Annotated in this window: 12 protein-coding genes; 10 read left to right on the forward strand and 2 right to left on the reverse strand. The window is 60.9% G+C overall.

The window, feature by feature from the left end; all coding sequences use genetic code 11:
• The first annotated feature begins 26 nt into the window (after positions 1 to 26).
• From FGQ67_RS03190 to FGQ67_RS03205, 4 genes are all read left to right on the forward strand, one after another.
• The gene (locus FGQ67_RS03190; protein WP_117776343.1) at positions 27 to 1310 is read left to right on the forward strand and encodes an O-acetylhomoserine aminocarboxypropyltransferase/cysteine synthase family protein; all 1284 of its coding nucleotides are present in this window, start codon (positions 27 to 29) and stop codon (positions 1308 to 1310) included.
• Between the two features lie 141 nt (positions 1311 to 1451).
• Positions 1452 to 2756, forward strand: coding sequence for an MFS transporter (locus FGQ67_RS03195; RefSeq protein ID WP_138340002.1), 1305 nt, complete (start codon positions 1452 to 1454; stop codon positions 2754 to 2756).
• A gap of 157 nt (positions 2757 to 2913) precedes the next feature.
• Positions 2914 to 3492, forward strand: coding sequence for a xanthine phosphoribosyltransferase (locus tag FGQ67_RS03200; RefSeq protein WP_022095227.1), 579 nt, complete (start codon positions 2914 to 2916; stop codon positions 3490 to 3492).
• 83 nt (positions 3493 to 3575) lie between these two features.
• The gene (locus FGQ67_RS03205) at positions 3576 to 3956 is read left to right on the forward strand and encodes a peptide chain release factor family protein (protein WP_371740568.1); all 381 of its coding nucleotides are present in this window, start codon (positions 3576 to 3578) and stop codon (positions 3954 to 3956) included.
• A gap of 87 nt (positions 3957 to 4043) precedes the next feature.
• Here FGQ67_RS03205 and FGQ67_RS03210 read toward each other — a convergent pair whose 3' ends face one another.
• Both FGQ67_RS03210 and FGQ67_RS03215 read right to left on the reverse strand, forming a co-directional pair.
• Entirely contained in the window at positions 4044 to 5006 is a 963-nt protein-coding gene (locus FGQ67_RS03210) for a diacylglycerol/lipid kinase family protein (RefSeq protein WP_138340004.1), read from the reverse strand.
• 87 nt (positions 5007 to 5093) lie between these two features.
• Entirely contained in the window at positions 5094 to 6515 is a 1422-nt protein-coding gene (locus tag FGQ67_RS03215) for a chloride channel protein (RefSeq protein ID WP_171025171.1), read from the reverse strand.
• Positions 6516 to 6725: 210 nt separating this feature from the next.
• On the opposite strand from FGQ67_RS03215, the gene FGQ67_RS03220 reads away from it, so the two are divergent.
• The 6 genes from FGQ67_RS03220 (at position 6726) to FGQ67_RS03245 (ending at position 13857) form a co-directional block, all read left to right on the forward strand.
• The gene (locus FGQ67_RS03220) at positions 6726 to 7988 is read left to right on the forward strand and encodes a molybdopterin molybdotransferase MoeA (RefSeq protein WP_138340006.1); all 1263 of its coding nucleotides are present in this window, start codon (positions 6726 to 6728) and stop codon (positions 7986 to 7988) included.
• A 10-nt stretch (positions 7989 to 7998) separates the two neighbouring features.
• Positions 7999 to 8478, forward strand: a complete 480-nt coding sequence (locus tag FGQ67_RS03225) for a MogA/MoaB family molybdenum cofactor biosynthesis protein (protein WP_138340008.1) — start codon at positions 7999 to 8001, stop codon at positions 8476 to 8478.
• A 203-nt stretch (positions 8479 to 8681) separates the two neighbouring features.
• Entirely contained in the window at positions 8682 to 9557 is an 876-nt protein-coding gene (modA, locus tag FGQ67_RS03230) for a molybdate ABC transporter substrate-binding protein (RefSeq protein WP_138340009.1), read from the forward strand.
• Between the two features lie 68 nt (positions 9558 to 9625).
• A complete protein-coding gene (modB, locus tag FGQ67_RS03235; protein WP_249934368.1) occupies positions 9626 to 11068 on the forward strand; it encodes a molybdate ABC transporter permease subunit in 1443 nt (480 codons plus the stop codon).
• Between the two features lie 3 nt (positions 11069 to 11071).
• Positions 11072 to 12142 carry a sulfate/molybdate ABC transporter ATP-binding protein gene (locus FGQ67_RS03240; protein ID WP_138340011.1) on the forward strand — a complete coding sequence of 357 codons (1071 nt, stop codon included), beginning with the start codon at positions 11072 to 11074 and terminating at the stop codon, positions 12140 to 12142.
• A 431-nt stretch (positions 12143 to 12573) separates the two neighbouring features.
• Positions 12574 to 13857 (forward strand): double-cubane-cluster-containing anaerobic reductase, encoded by a 1284-nt coding sequence (locus FGQ67_RS03245; RefSeq protein WP_138340013.1) that lies wholly within the window; start codon positions 12574 to 12576, stop codon positions 13855 to 13857.
• The last annotated feature ends 104 nt before the right edge of the window (positions 13858 to 13961 follow it).

A 13961-nucleotide genomic window follows, 5' to 3' on the forward strand; every position in this document is an offset into this window, starting at 1 on the left:
ACGTAACCCAGGCAAGGGAGCTAGATATGAGCGAGCAGACCATCGGTACCACATGTGTTCAGGGCGGCTATCACCCGGGAGATGCCGAGCCGCGCCAGGTGCCCATCTACCAGTCCACCACATGGAAGTACGACACGTCGGAGCACATGGGCAAGCTGTTTGACCTGGAGGAGTCGGGCTACTTCTACAGCCGTCTGCAGAACCCCACGTGCGATCTGGTTGCCGCCAAGATCTGCGAGATGGAGGGAGGCACCGCCGCGATGCTCACGAGCTCGGGCATGGCTGCGAACTTCCTCGCGATCTTTAACGTGGCCGGTGCCGGCGATCATGTGGTCGCTAGCTCTGCCATTTACGGCGGTACCTATAACCTGCTCGCCCACACCATGGGCCGCATGGGCGTTACCTGCACGTTCGTCGCCCCCGACTGCACCGATGAGGAGCTCGAGGCAGCCTTTGAGCCCAATACCAAGCTCGTCTTTGGCGAGACGATCGCCAACCCCGCCCTTGCTGTGCTCGATATTGAGCGCTTTGCCAAGGCCGCACATGACCACGGCGTGCCGCTGATGGTCGACAACACCTTCCCGACGCCCGTGATGTGCCGTCCCTTTGAGTGGGGCGCCGACATCGTTACGCACTCCACCACCAAGTACATGGATGGACATGCTGCCTACCTGGGTGGCGTGATTGTCGATCACGGCCAGTTTGACTGGATGGCCCATGCGGACAAGTTCCCGGGTCTCACCACGCCCGATGAGAGCTACCACGGCGTGACCTATGCCGAGAAGTTTGGTCGCGAGGGTGCCTTCATTACCAAGGCAACCGCTCAGCTCATGCGCGATCTTGGTCCTATGCAGAATCCGCAGGCGGCCTTCTTCTTGAACAGCTCGCTCGAGAGCCTGCATGTGCGCATGCCGCGTCATTGCGAGAACGGCCTGGCCGTTGCCAAGTTCCTGCAGAGCCATCCCAAGGTGCGCTTCGTGAGCTATCCGGGCCTGGAGGGCGACAAGTACTATGACCTGGCTCAGAAGTACATGCCCAACGGTACCTGCGGTGTTGTGAGCTTTGGCTTTAACGGTGGTCGTGCGGCGGCCGAGACCTTTATGAAGAGCCTCAAGCTCGCCCAGATCGCCACACACGTGGCCGACGCACGCACTTGCTGCCTGCATCCCGCTAATGCCACACATCGCCAGATGAACGATGAGGAGCTCATCGCCTGTGGCATCTCCGCCGACATGGTGCGCCTGTCGTGCGGCCTCGAGGACACGGCCGATCTGATTGCCGACCTTGAGCAGGCGCTCGAGCAGTGCTAGGCTAGCGTGCGTGCGAGGCGTGGGACGGCTTTTCGGCTGACGACGTCCTCATAGTTCCGATTCCGTAGGCGGGACCCCGATCGTGTCCGTTTGTAGGCGATTGGGGTCCCGTTTTTGCGTTGCACGATAGAAAGGATATACATGGAGAAAACTGCCGAGCAGCTGCGCCGCGAACACATTGCCCTGGAGGGCGACACCCACGGTAAGAATAAATGGGCGATTCTGTTCACCGTGCTCGTCATGACCTTTATGGCGTGTCTGGATGCGAGCATCGTGACGGTGGCGCTCCCAGTGATGCAAAAGGAGCTGGGGGTGGGTCTCGACCGCATTCAGCTCGTGAGCTCGGTGTATCTGCTCGCGACGTGCGTCGCCATGCTGCCGTTTGGCCGCTTGGGCGATGTGCACGGCAAGGTCGGCGTGTTCCAGCTGGGCGTCATCGTCTTTTCGGTTGGTTCGCTGCTGTGCGGCCTTTCGGCTTCGCTCGAGGTGCTTATCTTGGCGCGTTTCGTGCAGGGCATTGGCTGTGCCGCCGCGATGGCCAACAATATGGGCATCATCACCGAGTCGTTTCCGGCGCGTGAGCGCGGCCGTGCCATGGGTATTCTGGCGACCTTTGTGGCTCTTGGCATGATGTGCGGCCCCGTGCTCGGCGGCGTGCTGGTGGCGAGCTTTCCCTGGGAGAGCATCTTCCTTATCAATCTGCCCATTGGCGTAATCTCGTTTATCGTGGGACTCTATACGCTGCCGCATGTGAAGCCGGAGGCTGGCGAACGCCCTATGCCGTTGACAGAGGCGGCGCGTCGCTGCTTTGCGAGCTCGGCTTTCACGATTAACCTGGCTTGCATGCTTATCGTGTTCGTGGGTATCGGTGCCTCCGAGTTTGTGCTGCCGTTTTACTTTCAGGATGCCCACGGCTTTAGCTCCGATATCTCCGGCCTGTTGTTTTTGGCGATGCCGGTCGTGAATGCCTTTGTGGGCCCGCTTTCGGGCTCGGTGTCCGACCGTGTTGGTTGTGAAGCGCCCACGGCCGTTGGCCTGGGCGTGTACGTGTGCGGTCTCTTTGCGGTGAGCACGCTTGACGAGCACTCTTCCATCTTGATGATCGTGTGCTGCGTTGCGTTTATGTCGTGCGGCACGTCGATCTTCCAGAGTCCCAATAATTCGCTGTATATGGGTTCGGCTCCGCGTGAGGCGCTTGGCTTTGCGGGCAGCTTGAGCAGCTTGGCGCGCTATGCGGGCATAGCGCTGGGTATTACGGCGGCGTCGCGCATCCTGTATGGACAGACGAGCGCGGCGATGGGCAAGACGGTCACGAGCTATGTGGCGGGTCGTCCGGACGTGTTCCTCTTTGGCTTCCGTTTGGTATTCTACGTGCTGATGGCCGTTGCTACCGTGGGCTTTGCGCTCACATTGGTACGTTTGGTGAGGACGCGCGCCCGCCATTAGCGCGTTGGGAGGCTGTCTGCCACGATTCGCGCCGTCCCAAAAAGACTGGTTTGTGGTGCGATGCGGCTTGTGGAGCAGGCGGGGGTCGGTCCGTGGTAGACTATCGAACAACGTTTATTAATCGCGCGGTATCGTTGCCGCGAGAAGGGGTTGCGCCATGCAGGAGCTTGAGGATCGTATTCGCCATGACGGCATCGTAAAGGCCGGTAACGTCCTTAAGGTTGATGCCTTCCTCAACCACCAATGCGACGTTGAGCTGTTCGACCACATGGGCGCCGAGTGGGCCCGTCTGTTCGAGGGCGTCGAGATCAACAAGATCCTGACGATTGAGGCTTCGGGCATTGGTATGGCTTGCATCGCAGCCCAGCATTTTGGCGGCGTGCCGGTGGTCTTTGCCAAGAAGGCACAGTCCATCAATCTCGACGGCGAGCAGTATGCCACGACCATTTACTCCTTTACCAAGCAAAAGGAGTACCCGGTCATCGTTGGCAAGCGTTTCCTGTCCGAGGGCGACAAGGTCCTGATCATCGACGACTTCTTGGCCAACGGCTGCGCGCTCGAGGGTCTTATCAAGATCTGCGAGGCTGCGGGTGCCGAGGTGTCCGGTATTGGTATTGCGGTGGAGAAGGGTTTCCAGGGCGGCGGCGATAAGCTCCGCGAGCGCGGCTTCCGCGTTGAGAGCCTGGCTCGTATCGCCGATATGGACTGCGAGACCGGCGAGATCACCTTCGCCTAAGCGCACAACACAAGCGATTGGTATGCGATGTGACAAAGGGACCGTCCCTTTGTCACATTTTTTGTATGAGGGGAGGTGTTGATATGGATGAGAACAAGATGGGATGGCGCGAGTATGCGCGCTATGCCGAGATGTCGGCCGAGGAGTTGGCGCGCGATTGCGAGGTGCAGGTGTTTCGCGCGACGGGTCCGGGTGGGCAGGGCGTCAACACGACGGACTCGGCGGTGCGTATGAAACATATCCCTTCGGGAATTACCGTGACGGCGCGCGAGAGCCGCAGTCAGTTCCAAAACCGTAGTAGCTGCCTGCGTAAGCTGCGCGCTGAGCTTGAGCGGCGCGGGCGTCCAGCGCGCCGACGCGTAAAGACCAAGGTGCCTCAGCGCTCTCGCCAGCGCAGGCTCAATGACAAGCACTTCAACGCCATGAAAAAGGCCAACCGTCGCAAGCCGGGCGGGGAGGAATGATCTTCTCAATAAGTTGCGGTGAAATAGGGACTGTTTGGCGGCTTTAGCTGCATAAACAGTCCCTATTTCACCGCAACTTAGGTTGGGTTAGCGGGTTGGGTGCCAGACTTCGAGAGCGGCGGGAAGGACGTCGACCTCAATGCGCGAGGCGACGATGGGCTCGCCGTCGGCCTGGATGGGGTAGTCGGGCTCCTCAAAGGTAAGCTCAGCATGGCGACAGCGGCGCATGCGAACCGGTGGCAGCTTGGTGTGGTGGCCGTCTTTGGCCGAAAGGAACATAGGCAGGGCTACCGCGCGAGGGACGGGGCCGCAGGCGTAGCAGACGTCGAATATACCGTCACAGGGGTCGGCGTCGGGACAGATGCGATAACCCGATCCATAGGTAGGGCCCAGCTGAATCGCCATGATGATCGCCCTCACGCGCTCGGCAGGCGTCCCGTCAAAGCTGACTGTCATGGGGTAGTTGCGATAGCGTAGGCCAAACTGCTCAAGTCCCGAGAGGGTGTAGAGCGGCGCGCCTGTCAAGCCGGTCTTTTTGCGCAGCTCGGTGGTGCCCAGGCCGATGGCGGCATCGATGCCGACCGAAAGCGTCTGGTCGTAGTACTCAACGGTAGCCTCGCCGCTGCCGCTTGCAGGGCTCCACGAGCGAATGCGCCCGACGTCCTGACGCTGCAGCTCGCAGGTGAGCAGCGCGCCAAAATCCTTGCCGGAGAAATCGTCGATGTCGAGCGTCTGGGCAAAATCGTTGCCGGAGCCCACGGGCAGGACGGCAAGAGCGGGGCGGGCGTCCTCCTCTTGCGTCATAAGCCCGTTGACGACCTCGTGGATCACGCCATCGCCGCCAAGGGCGATAACGGTGCGATAGCCCTGAGCCTGTGCGGCAAGTCCCTTGGCATGTCCCATGCGCTCGGTTAGCATCAGGTCAAACTGGGATGCGCGTGCAGTCATGTCCAAAAAGCGCTGCAGGCGCTCGGCAACTTCATGCGCCGCACCCGACTGGGCGGCTGGGTTGGCGATGATGAGCGTGCGACCAAAATCAGTTGCGTGCATGGGGTGACTCCCGGCGTATGACGTGACGGTGCGGTCGCGCTCAGGTCGAATTGCCCCCGATTGTGGCTGCACGGCGAATATTTACGTCTACTCTATCAGGTCGTTGTGGCGCTCGATAGCATCCGCTACCGTACCGCCCTCATCCACAATAAGCGAACGGCGCTTGGGTGAGATGATGCGCTGGGCGGGGTACACGCCACGGTGTCCGCCGGTTAGGTAGCTGATAAAGGCCACGATGACAAAGAACCCGGCGGCCGTGCCGTGGAACAGGTCGATGGCCATCATGCAGGTGGTGATGGGCACGTTGAGGCCGGCGCAGAACACGCCGAGCATGCCTAGCGCCGCCAGAAAGCTGGGGTCGATTCCGACGAGGCAACCGATCCAGCCGCCGAGTGCCGCACCGATGCCAAACAGGGGCGTGACCTCGCCGCCTTGGAAGCCGGCGCCCAGGGTGAGGGCCGTAACCACGAGCTTGATGGCTGCGTCCGCCAGGGTGGTGTTGCCGGCGAACCCGGCGCCTGAGAGCCAGGTGGCAAGGCCGGCATACTTCCAGGCGTCGAGCATCGCGTAGGCCGCGAGCACCACGAGCGCACCCACGAGCGCGCGAACGAGGTAATTGGTGATAATGCGACCGTACAGGCTCTTGACGGTTCGAACCGACCAGGCAAAGAGGCGTGCCGTCAGACCGAAGATAATGGCGCTGATAACAACGATGGCAACCGTCCGCGGCGTCATGCCGGGAACGCCGGCGATAACATTCGCTTCGTACTCGGTACCCAGGGCGAGTGATGTAAAGTAGCCGGTAAATGAGGCGACCAGGCAGTAGATGCCCGCCGTGTAGTCGATCTTGCCGATAAAGCACATCTCCATGCCAAAGAAAGCTCCGGCAAGGGGCGAGCCGAATACGGCGCCAAAGGCCGACGAGATGCCGGCGAGCATGAGGTCGTGGTGGTCATGCTTTTTGAGGTGGGCGAGGCTCGAGATGTTGCTGGCGATGGTGCCGCCAATCTGCACCGCGGCTCCCTCGCGACCGGCCGATCCGCCCGTTAGGTGCGTGAGCGTGGAGCAGACGAAGGTGAGGACGGCCATGCGCATGTGGATGAGGCGTGTGCCCAGAGCGGAGTCGATGACCAGGTTGTTGCCACGCTTGGCGGCAAGGCCGTGGTTTTTGTACACCCAGGCGGTGGCAACGCCCACAACGGGAAGTAAGGCGTAGACCCACGCATGGTGCTCGCGATAGTCGGTCGCGATATTCAGCGAGGCCAAAAACGCCCAAGCGGCAACGCCCATGGCGAGTGAGACGATGACGACGAGTACGAGCAACTTGGCGCTCGCGAGTAGGTTGCGGGCGTTGCGGCGCGTGTCGGCAGCCAAGAGATGCTCGGAGCGGGTGAGCTGATGCCTGCCTGCCGTGATGACGTCGTTAAGGGAGAAAAAGCCGCCGTCGTCGAGCGGCTGGGAATGATTCTGCGCCTCGTTTGCGCTTTCGGGTTTGTCGTTATGAGCCATACGTTCCTCTTTTAGGTTGCAACGCAAGCATTATAAAACGCGGTAAACGCGACGAGCCGGTGGGCTGGTTTCCATTCTGTTTCGCGGCCTGCAACCGACAGGTGTATTTGCGGGTACAGGCCAAGTCGCGGTAGTGCGGCGGGGGATTATACTGAGATAAGCATAAAGAATCGGCGCCCCTGTTGTGCGCCGTGGCATTAAGAGGTGCATATGGCAGAGAAACTCATTCCGCTGGAGGACGCGCAGTCGATTGTCCTGTCGCACGTTGCTCCGACCGATCTCGTCGAGATTCCCGTGTGGCAGGCCGCCGGTCTTCCCTTGGCCGAGGACGCGGTGGCCGATATCGACATCTCGCCGTTTGCCAACAGCGCTATGGACGGATATGCCGTGCGCTCGGCGGACTTGGCGCAGGCATCTGGCGAGGCACCGGTGACGCTCGATGTTATCGGACATGAGGCCGCGGGCCATGTGTTTGAGGGCACAATCGGAGTGGGCGAGACGGTCCGCATCATGACAGGTGCGCCGGCGCCCGAAGGTGCCGACGCCGTAGTGAAATACGAGATCGTCGACGTGCTCGATGGCGACGGCAACGAGGGCTCGCACGTTCGTTTTTCGGCGCCTACCAAGGTAGGGGAGAACGTTCGCTCTGCCGCCGAGGAGGCCCATGCTGGCGATGTTGTGATGCACGCCGGCGAGGTCGTGGCTCCGGCGGGCGCGGGTCTGCTGGCAAGCGCCGGATACGCTCGCGTGAAGGTGCACGCCGCCCCGCGTGTGGGCATCATCTCGCTGGGCACGGAGCTGGTCGCACCGAGTAACGTGCCGGCGCGTGGGCAGATTCGTGATTCCAACTCCTCGGCGTTGATGGCCGAGGCGCTCGATGCGGGAGCCGAGCCCGTGTTTTACGGCATTGCGCCCGACGATGAGCAGGCGATTGCCGAGCTGGTGCATCGCGCCGTGCAGGAGTGTGATTTTGTCATTACGAGCGGTGGCGCCTCGGCGGGCGATTACGACTACGTGACGGCGCTCGTCCGGCGTGAGGGCGAGGTGCTGTTCGATCGCATCTCGATGCGTCCGGGCAAGGCCATCACGTTTGGCTTGCTCGGGGGCAAGCCCTACCTGGGGCTTTCAGGCAATCCGGCCGCGGCGTATGTGGGCTTTGAGATGCTCGCCCGTCCGGCGATTCGCAAGATGCGCGGCTTTGCCGAGGGTGAGCGTCCCGTGCAGCAGGCGACGCTCACGCACAGCGTGAAAAAGCGACAGCATCGCCGCTTCTTCGATCGCGCCGCGGTTTTGCGCGACCCCGAGACCGGTGAGCTGTTGGTGACCGAGGCCAAGACGCAGAATTCGGCGCTGCTCGGCACGATGCAGCGGGCCAACTGCCTACTGCGTATTGACGAAGGACCGTGCGAGTTTGCGGCGGGCGACGTCGTGGACGTCGTGCGCGTCGACCTGCCTGAGGGAACGGTGCTATAGGAGGAACGCTATGGAGTTGAAAATTTCGATCGTGACGTGCTCGGATACGCGCGATCTTGCGCAGGACGAGGCTGGAGCCGCGCTCGAGGAGCTCATCGAGGCGCAGGGATGGACGGTTGCCTCACATGTGGTCGTGCGCGACGACGTTAGCGAGATTGGTGATGCCATTGTGGAAGCTGCCGATGCGTGCCACGCCAATGTCGTGCTCACCTGCGGCGGCACGGGTCTTTCGATGCGCGACGTGACACCCGAGGCGACGCGTGCCGTCTGTGACCGTGATGTGCCGGGTGTCGCCGAGGCAATCCGTGCCTACTCGATGACCAAGACGCGCCGCGCTATGCTCTCGCGCGCCGTGTGCATGCAGCGTGGGCATACGCTTGTCATCAACTTTCCGGGATCCACGAAAGCGGCCCGCGAAAGCTGGGAGGCCATAGCAGACCAGCTGGAGCATGCGGCTCAGATGACGGCGGGCGGCGGACATACCAACTAAGCGGTTTACCTGCGGCGGGGCGACCAGAACGGCTGCTCCGCTTTTGTTTTCCGCCGAAGCGACGCCAAGGTGCACGGCAACTCGAAACTATATTCTCTGGCGAGAATAATTTCTCACTATCATTATTCTCGTAGAAGTATAATCTGATTGCAGTTTAAAGCCTGCGGCGGGGTGCCCGGGCATAGCGTTCGAAAGGGTTGAATATGTTCGATATGGTTTCACGCCGCGGTTTTGTCTCGCTTTCTGCTGCCGCTGCCGCCGGCCTTGGCCTTGCCGGCTGCTCGGGCAACAAGACGTCCGAGCCCGCTGGCTCCGATGTCGGCTCCGCCAAGTCTTCCTCTAAGAAGAAGGCTGTCGAGCTGCAGGTCTTTGCCGCCAACTCGCTCGAGAAAGCTCTGCCCGAGGTTCAGGAGCTCTACGCCGAGCAGACCGGCACCACGTTTGCCGACACGCAGTTTAAGGCGTCTGGCGACCTTGTCGAGCAGATGCGCGCCGGTGCTGCGGTCGACGTGCTCATCACCGCTTCCAAGGGCACCATGGACGACGCCGAGGCCGCCGAGCTCGTCGATACCGATACCCGTGAGGATATGTTCGTCAACGATCTCGTGATCATTCGCGCCGAGGGCTCCGACACCAAGGTCGAGGCCATCGCCGACGTCGCGAATCTGGACGGCAAGATCGCCATTGGCGACGCCAAGACCGTTCCCGCCGGCAAGTACGCCAACCAGGCGCTGGCTTCTGTGGGCCTCTACACCGGCACCGAGGGCGATGACGGCGAGTACGTGCCCGAGATCGCCAACAAGGTCGCGCTGGCCGACAAGGTCGGCACCGCTGCCGCCTACGTTTCTGCGGGCGACTGCGTGGCTGGCTTTGTCTACAGTTCCGACATCTTCCGCTATGACGGCATCGAGGAGGCCTTCGTGTGCCCCGAGGATTCGCACAAGCCCATCGTGTACCCGGGTGCCGTTGCCGAGAGCTCCGAGCACGCCGACGAGGCCAAGGCGTTTATCGACTTTTGCCTGACCAACAAAAAGGCCCAGAAGATTTGGGCCAAGTACGGCTTTGAGCTTTCCGCGTAGTGCGGCTTGGCGCGATAATTCCATCGTTTTGTGTTTCACTCCGTCCTTGTATTCGCTTGGAGCTTTTCGTGCTTAATAGATTCTGCATCCTTGTCGCCTGTGCTTTAACCTTCACGCTTTGCTGGGTGCCGGGATTTGCGTTTGCTGGAGACGCTGAGGATGGAGCTCAGGTTGCTGCGACCGCCCATGGGCTTTCCTATGGGATCGAGGGTTTTGAGCGGTTGGCCAAGGGGACCGCTCGTGCCATGGAGGGCCAGCCTGAGGGCTACCGGTTTCCCGTTGACGAGGACGTGGACCTTGTAGTGGCGCCTGCTGCCGATCGCGTTGTGGTGTGGATATCGCCCAAGGCGGTCGAGAAGTATGGATTGGATCCGCAGGACAACGAGTGCGTATCGGGTCTCAAGGCCCTCGTCTGTGAGCTCGACAGCGTAAACTGCATGGGAGGTGCGCAGCTAGGGGACGTGGATCTTCCTTGGTATGTCACGGCGGAAACAACGTTTGACGCCGGCGGGTATACCTATGGCTTTGACGAGCGCGGTGCGGATGGGGACCGCTATGTGGTGATTGCATCGGCCTCGGGTGATGCCAAGGGCGGCGCGCGTTGGCTTGATAGCGCTCAAATGGTAGAGGCATCGTCTGTCGTGTTGCAGGATGAGCAGGGGCCCTTGACCTCTCTGACTTCCTTTTTGGGCGACATCGACTATCGCCCGTTTTGGGTGTCTATCAAAACGAGCGGCCTCGCCCTAGTGATTGCCTTTGCACTGGGCCTGTTTGCCGCGTGGAAGACTATGGGTACCTCGAGTCGCATCAAGGGCCTGCTCGATTCGGTCTTTACGATTCCTATGGTGCTGCCGCCCACGGTCTGCGGCTTTTTGCTCCTCATGCTGTTTGGCCGCTCGACCGGGGTGGGCCGGTGGCTCATCGCGCACGGCATCTCGATCGTCTTTACCTGGCCCGCGGCGGTCATTTCGGCCGTCGTTGTGTCGTTTCCGCTGGTCTACCGCACGGCGCTCGGAGCCTTCGAGAGCCTCGACACGCAGATGCTCGATGCGGCGCGCACGCTTGGCTGGTCCGAACGTCGCATCTTTGCCAAGCTCATGATGCCGCTCGGCTGGCCCTCCATCGCCGCCGGCACGGTGCTCGCCTTTGCCCGCGCGATGGGCGAGTTTGGCTGCACGCTGTTCTTTGCGGGCAACTACGCCGGTATTACGCAGACCATCCCCATTGCCATCTACTTTGAGTGGATGGGCGGCAACACGTCGGTGGCCCTCTTTTGGGTCGTGGTCGTAATTGCGTTCAGTTTCCTGGTCATCCTATTCATCAACATGTACACGGCGCATTCGCAAAAGTATCGCGAGCGCGGCCTGTCCCGCGCGGAGCGCAAGCAGGCCAAGCAGCTGGGCGGCCAGACCGATTCGCTCGACCCAGTCGGCGGAGATGCGCTGCGTATCGATCGCGAGGCGTTGGCCGAGCTTATGCGCGATGACACGGTCGCAAAGGGAGGTCGATAAGCCATGTCGCTCGTTCTGGATATCAAAAAGCGCTATCCCGGCTTTACTCTCGACATTCAGCTCGAGGCTGGCGAGGAGCGCGTGGCGCTGCTGGGTGCCTCGGGTTGTGGCAAGAGCTGTACGCTGCGCTGCATTGCCGGCGTGGAGACGCCCGACGAGGGCAAGATCGTCGTCAACGGTGTGACCTTTTTTGACTCGTCGGCGGGCATCAACCTGTCGCCCCAGGAGCGCAAATGCGCCCTGCTGTTCCAAAACTATCAGCTCTTTCCCAACATGACGGTGGCCGATAACGTATGCGCCGGTGTAAAGGATGCGGGCGACGCCGTGGCGCGCAAAAGGCTGGCCGAGCGCTATCTGGGCATTTTCGGTCTAGCCGATTTTGCCGACCGCTACCCCGCGCGACTCTCGGGCGGGCAGCAGCAACGCGTGGCGCTTGCCCGTATGGTGGCGGCGCATCCGGGCATTTTTATGTTCGACGAGCCCATGAGCGCGCTCGATTCCTATCTTAAGAGCGCGCTCGAGCAGAACATGCTCGACCTGTTCGATGTATGCAACCGCACCGTGCTCTACGTGAGTCACGATATCGACGAGGCGTGCCGTCTGTGCGAGCGCATCTGCGTGATGCACAACGGGCATGTTGAGGAGATCGGCTCCATCGAGGACGTGGTCCGTCGTCCGCAGACGCTGGCGGCGCTGCGCCTGACGGGGTGCAAGAACACAAGCCGGGCGCGCAAGATCGGCGACGAGGAAGTTGAGGCGCTCGACTGGGGCATGAGCTTTAACGTGGGTCGTGAGGTTCCCGATACTGTGGCGTTCCTGGGCATTCGCGCAAGCTACTTCCATGTTGACAATCGCGCTGAGCGGGGGCGCAACAGCTATGATTTGCACGTGGCCCGTGTGAGCGATTCGCGCTTTGAGCGGCTGGTATTGCTGGACGTGCCGCGCGCTGATGCGCCCACGCGTCTGCAGTGGAAGGTCAACAAAGTGAACGTTGCTGCCGACGGGCTGCCGCAAGCAGGCGAGACGCTGCGCATGCATTTTGATGCCAGCAGGATCCATTTGGTTTGTCGATAGCGTCGGGTAATGCTGTCGGGGATATAAGCCTCGGTGGCTTTGTTTTTACCGTTCGCCAAATGAGGGATGACAAACTCTTATCAATCAAGATAATAATTTATTAAACGACGGCACACGACGCTGTCGTACGAATGTCAACGGTGTTCGCATGGTCGATGACCGTTGATATAGTTGACCTCAACTTGTAAGGGAGGGTGCGCACATGCCACAAACGACATACATTCGCCGCGTTGCCGCGCGTGCCCTATATATGGCTCGGAGTCGCATATGAGCAGGTATGTTCACGGCTCCGGGAGAGACGACGCACAACTAAATAGTCAACCGCAAAGCAGGTTCCCCAAAATTCCGGGTTTGAGCACGGCCGGGCAATCGCCGCCCGTCGTGCATCGATACCGCTGTTATCCGTTTTTTGGTTCGAGAGGGGAACCGTCATGGCTGAAGAATTTGATTTCCATCCGATGTGGGAGAGCCTCGGCATGAATCTTGCCGACCACGACATGCTGCTGGGCGCCGTGGGCCAGATGTACGGCGATATGTTCCTGACGCAGAACAATCGCCCCAAGTCCACGTCCTACCTGGACTTTGTGGCCACCAACATCCACAGTGGCCGTATTAAGGAGATGCTCGACAAGAAGGAGGCTGGCGAGGCCACCAAGATCGTCGGTTCGTTCTGCGTGTACGTTCCCGAGGAGATTGTACTTGCCTGTGACGGCATTCCCGTGGGTCTGTGCTCGGGTGCCGATTGGGCAACCGATAAGGTTGAGGAGCACCTGCCACGCAACACTTGTCCGCTCATCAAGAGCTTTGCCGGCTTTAAGCTGGGCGAGGTCTGCCCCTATATTGAGTCGAGTGACTTGGTGGTAGGCGAGAACACCTGCGATGGCAAGAAGAAAGCCTACGAGTTCTTTGCAACGCAAAAGAACATGTACGTCATGGATATTCCCAACGTGCACGACGAGTCGACGCTCGTGACCTGGAAGGCCGAGGTCAAGAAGCTCGCCGCCAAGATCGAGGACGAGTGCGGCGTCAAGATTACGCCCGAGCGTCTGAAGGCCGCCATCCACGCCGTCAATGAGAAGCGCCGCGCCCTGCAGCGCCTCGCTGCAACCCGCGCTGCCGACCCGGCGCCCATCAGCGGTCTCGACAGCCTGCTGACCGTTCAGGCCGCCTTTATGGACGACACGCCGCGTCTGACCGGAGCCATCAACGATATGGCGGCTGAGTGCGAGCAGCGTGTCGAGGCCGGCGAGGGCGTGGCGCCCAAGGGGACCAAGCGCATCCTGTACACCGGTACGCCCATGGCCGTGCCCAACTGGAAGCTGTTCAACCTCATCGAGAAGGCCGGCGGCGTTGTGGTGGGCGAGGAGTCCTGCACGGGTTCGCGTTACTACAAGGACCTGGTGGACGAGAGCGGCGAGACGGTCGACGAGATGCTCGATGCCATCGCCGAGCGCTACTTTAAGATCAACTGCGCCGTCTTTACGCCCAACGACCAGCGTATGAAGGACATTGTCCAGATGGCCAAGGACCTGCATGCCGACGGCATCGTCGACGTGGCCCTGCAGTTCTGCACGCTCTACGAGATGGAGTCGTTTGCCGTGGAGAAGGCCGCCGAGGAGGCCGGCATCCCGTTTATGCACATCACGACCGACTACGCCGGCGAGGACGCCGGTCAACTGCAAACCAGGATTGAGGCTTTCTTGGAAACCATTTAGGACTATCCGTCCCGGCGGCTTCTCCAGGCACCCGATCTTGCCGTTCAAACCGTCGCTTGCGTGCCAAAGTACGCGGCGCGTCTCTTTCACGGCAACCTCGGGCA

This window comes from Collinsella aerofaciens, assembly GCF_005845035.1.
Classification (GTDB): Bacteria; Actinomycetota; Coriobacteriia; order Coriobacteriales; family Coriobacteriaceae; genus Collinsella; species Collinsella aerofaciens_I.

Coding starts and splice junctions, on each gene's coding strand:
- FGQ67_RS03200 (WP_022095227.1), top strand. CDS start 2,914: ATGCAGGAGCTTGAGGATCGTATTCGCCATGACGGCATCGTAAAGGCC.
- FGQ67_RS03245 (WP_138340013.1), top strand. CDS start 12,574: ATGGCTGAAGAATTTGATTTCCATCCGATGTGGGAGAGCCTCGGCATG.
- FGQ67_RS03225 (WP_138340008.1), top strand. CDS start 7,999: ATGGAGTTGAAAATTTCGATCGTGACGTGCTCGGATACGCGCGATCTT.
- FGQ67_RS03220 (WP_138340006.1), top strand. CDS start 6,726: ATGGCAGAGAAACTCATTCCGCTGGAGGACGCGCAGTCGATTGTCCTG.
- FGQ67_RS03195 (WP_138340002.1), top strand. CDS start 1,452: ATGGAGAAAACTGCCGAGCAGCTGCGCCGCGAACACATTGCCCTGGAG.
- FGQ67_RS03205 (WP_371740568.1), top strand. CDS start 3,576: ATGGATGAGAACAAGATGGGATGGCGCGAGTATGCGCGCTATGCCGAG.
- FGQ67_RS03210 (WP_138340004.1), bottom strand. CDS start 5,006: ATGCACGCAACTGATTTTGGTCGCACGCTCATCATCGCCAACCCAGCC.
- modA (WP_138340009.1), top strand. CDS start 8,682: ATGTTCGATATGGTTTCACGCCGCGGTTTTGTCTCGCTTTCTGCTGCC.
- FGQ67_RS03190 (WP_117776343.1), top strand. CDS start 27: ATGAGCGAGCAGACCATCGGTACCACATGTGTTCAGGGCGGCTATCAC.
- FGQ67_RS03240 (WP_138340011.1), top strand. CDS start 11,072: ATGTCGCTCGTTCTGGATATCAAAAAGCGCTATCCCGGCTTTACTCTC.
- FGQ67_RS03215 (WP_171025171.1), bottom strand. CDS start 6,515: ATGGCTCATAACGACAAACCCGAAAGCGCAAACGAGGCGCAGAATCAT.